Origin of the sequence: Deinococcus sp. (assembly GCF_030523985.1) — a bacterium.
In the GTDB taxonomy this organism is placed as follows: Bacteria; Deinococcota; Deinococci; order Deinococcales; family Deinococcaceae; genus Deinococcus.
In genome coordinates this window covers 1626-4713 of sequence record NZ_JAUNHK010000147.1, presented here as the reverse complement: position 1 = coordinate 4713, position 3088 = coordinate 1626, and the positions used below count along the sequence as shown (strand labels likewise).

The following is a 3088-nucleotide window of genomic DNA, read 5'->3' as shown; positions in this document are numbered from 1 at the left end:
GTCGTGCGCGTCGGGGCCGATGCAGCGGGTCAGGCGGCGGTACAGCAGGCCACGCGGCGGGGTGTTGAGGTCGCCGCCCAGCAGCACTGGCCCCGGCACAGCGGCGGCGAGGCGGCACAGTTCGTTCACTTCCCAATCGCGGGCGCGGGCGGTGGTGCGGACTTCGTCCCAGCGGCCCCGCAGCGCACTCGACACCAGAACCGTGTGCAGGTGGGCATTGATGACCGTCAGCCGTGTTCCGTCGGGGCGGCGTAACTCGGTTTGCAGCAGCACACGGCGGCTCCCTGGCAAGAGGATTTGCCGCTCACCGACCACGGGCAGCCGCGAAAATGTCCAGACCTCGTGCCCGCGCCGCGACCCGTAGCCGGGCAGTCCGGCGCTGAGGCGCTCGGCGTAGCCCGCCGGGATGAAGTTGGTCTCTTGCAGCAAAATCACGTCGGCGTCGGCCGCTTTCAGGGTTTTCAAAATTTGTTCGGGACGACCCAGGGTGCCGCGTGCCACGTTGTAGGTCAGCACCCGCAATTTGCCGTCCCCCTGAGGTCGCCAGTGCAGCAGGCCCGCGCCCCACAGCGCCAGGCCCAGCGCGAGCAGCGCCAGACCCACTCCACGCCGACGCCCCCTGAGCCGACCATACAGCGTCCACACCAGCGCCAGCAGCGCGGGAAAGAGCCACACCAGCGGCGGCGCATAGGCCAGCAGCAGCGTCAGCAGTGTGCGTTCGGCAACCCACTCGCCCAGCGCCCAGGCCGCCACCACCATGCCCAGGCTCAGCCAGGCGAGGTGCGAGTGAGGAAGTCGGGAAAGAGGCCACATGCCGCCTCAGCATCGCAGCGTGAACAGGGGAGTGCGTCCACCGAAAGTCGCAGTCACCCTAGGCCGAGAGCTTCAGACCGAACGCTCTACCCGAAATATCCAGTGCTTGGCCCCATTCGGCACGCCCACGTCCGGCACTTCGGCGGCCCAGCGGCTGGCGACCAGGGCCAATTCGGGCTGCGCGGGACTGCTCAGGAGTTCGGCTCCCACGAAGCCCGGTAGCGCGGGCAGTCGTTCCAGCCACTCGCCCAGGCGGGTCAGGGCGTCGGGGCCGCGCAGCTCCACATACCAGATCTGAGTCGGCCAGATTTGAGTCGGCGGAATCTGGGCCGCCATTCAGTCGCTCTGTGCCCGGTAGAGGGCCAGCGGGTCACGGGTCGCGCCGCCCTGGTACAGCCCGAAATGCAGGTGCGCCCCGGTCACGCGGCCCGTGCTGCCCACGCTGCCCAGCCGCTCGCCCAGCCGAATCAGTTGCCCGGCCCGCACCGAGATGCCGCTGAGGTGCGCGTAGCGGGTTTTCCAGCCGTCGGGGTGCTGAATGACCACCGTCCAGCCCCAGCCGTAGGTTACGTCGCGGTAGGCCTCGGTCACGCGCCCGCTGCGGGCGGCCACCACCGGGGTGCCGGTCGGGGCCGCCACGTCTATCCCGGTGTGCATTTCCTTTTTCTCGTTCAACACGCGCCAGCCGTAGTCGCTGGTGATTCGCCCGTACCCCGGCACCGGCCACGTCCACACCGCCTGCGTGCTGGCCCGCCGCACGACGACGCCGGAAGCGCGGGGCGTGTTGGCCGCCGCTGGAGCCGTGAGCCGCAGGACATGGCCCGCTTGCAAGTTCGCCGCCGAGTAACGCGGGTTGAAGCGCTGCAACTGCTCCACACTCAGCCCGAAGCGCCGCGCAATGCTGAAAAAGGAATCCCCGAACCTCACGCGGTAGGTGGTGGGTCGGGGAGCGGGTTTGCGGGCGGCCGCCTGTCGCTGCTGAGCGAGTTGTTTCTGCCGGGCCTGCTTTTGCAAAGCCAACTGTTTCTGGTGCTTTTGCCGGGCCAGTTCCTTCTGCCGGGCGAGGGCGGCGGCTTTCTGCTTGGCCTTCTTCTCGGCGGCCCGCTGCGCGGCGATCAGGCGCGGGGGCAGGCGCAAAAGCTGACCCGCGTTGAGGGTGCCCCGCTTGTCGATCTGCGGGTTGGCGCGGCGCAGTTCGACCTCGTGGGTGCCGAGTCGCCGTACCAGTTTGGTCAGCGTCTCGCCCTGGCGCACCCGCACGCTGCCGGGGGGTGTAGGCCGGGGCGGAATGACGATGACCTGCCCGGCATACAGCAACGTGCCGCGAATGCTGGGATTGGCCCGCTGAATCTGCGCCTCGCTCAGGCCCGTGCGCTGGGCAATCCGGAACAGCGTTTCGTTGGGCTTGACCCGGTAGCGCACCTGACTCGCCTCGGTGATGCCGCCAAGCAGCGCCAGGGCCAGCAGCATTCCGGTCAGGGGACGAAAGGTCGGGCCAGCCCGACGAGCGAGCAACGAAGTCCGAATTGAGAACCGAGACACGATAGCGGCATCATAGCGGCCCCCAGGCCACAGTCTTGAGAAAGACTTCACGCTCCTCATGGCGCCTTGCCCGCGCTACCCTGCCGCGCATGGACGTGCCCTCTGCCGAGTCTTCCCCTCACTACGCTCCGCCCGCAGGCTTTACGCGGCTGCGGCTGACGGTGGCCTGGGACGGACGGGACTACGCGGGCTGGCAGTCGCAGCGCAACGCGGCGAGCGTGCAGGACACCTTGCAAGCGGCCCTGACCGGCCTGGGCGCCACCGGGGCGCTGCGGCCCGTAGCGGCTGGGCGCACCGACGCCGGGGTTCATGCCGAGGCCATGCCGATTCACTGGGACGTGCCGCCCGGCTTTCGCGTGCCGCTGGCGCAGTTGCCCCGCGCTCTGAATGCCCGCTTGCCCGGCAGCGTATCCGTGCTGGAAGCCGCCCCCGCGCCGGAAGGCTTTCATGCCCGCTTTTCCTGCACCGAGCGGCGTTACGTTTACCGGCTTTGGGTCGCGCCGCAGCGTCATCCCCTGTGGGCGGGGCGGGCGCTGCATGTGCCGGGGCCACTGGACGCCGAGGCCATGCGCGGCGCGGCGGCGGGGTTGGTCGGCTTTCACGACTTCGCCGCCTTCGCCACCCGCGAAGACCGCCAGACTTGGCGCGACCTGCTGCGGCTGGACGTCCAACCCCACGCCTCCACCCAACAGGGGCCACTCTGGGAAATTCACGTCGCAGGCGAAAGTTTTTT

General features: G+C 69.1%; 4 protein-coding genes. 1 reads left to right on the top strand and 3 read right to left on the bottom strand.

What is annotated here, in order from left to right; genetic code table 11:
* The 3 genes from Q4C89_RS13955 to Q4C89_RS13945 all read right to left on the bottom strand — a co-directional run.
* A partial coding sequence (locus Q4C89_RS13955) for an endonuclease/exonuclease/phosphatase family protein (RefSeq protein ID WP_303103231.1) occupies nt 1-813 on the bottom strand: 813 nt, incomplete at its 3' end.
* A gap of 72 nt (nt 814-885) precedes the next feature.
* On the bottom strand, nt 886-1149 hold the full coding sequence (locus tag Q4C89_RS13950) for a hypothetical protein (RefSeq protein ID WP_303103230.1): 264 nt from the start codon (nt 1147-1149) through the stop codon (nt 886-888).
* Nucleotides 1150-2283 carry a LysM peptidoglycan-binding domain-containing M23 family metallopeptidase gene (locus Q4C89_RS13945; protein ID WP_303103229.1) on the bottom strand — a complete coding sequence of 378 codons (1134 nt, stop codon included), beginning with the start codon at nt 2281-2283 and terminating at the stop codon, nt 1150-1152.
* 161 nt (nt 2284-2444) lie between these two features.
* Between Q4C89_RS13945 and Q4C89_RS13940 the strand changes: the two genes are divergently transcribed.
* On the top strand, nt 2445-3088 hold a 644-nt coding region (locus Q4C89_RS13940; protein WP_303103228.1), incomplete at its 3' end, for a tRNA pseudouridine(38-40) synthase TruA.

Coding starts and splice junctions, on each gene's coding strand:
- Q4C89_RS13950 (WP_303103230.1), bottom strand. CDS start 1,149: ATGGCGGCCCAGATTCCGCCGACTCAAATCTGGCCGACTCAGATCTGG.
- Q4C89_RS13945 (WP_303103229.1), bottom strand. CDS start 2,283: ATGCTGCTGGCCCTGGCGCTGCTTGGCGGCATCACCGAGGCGAGTCAG.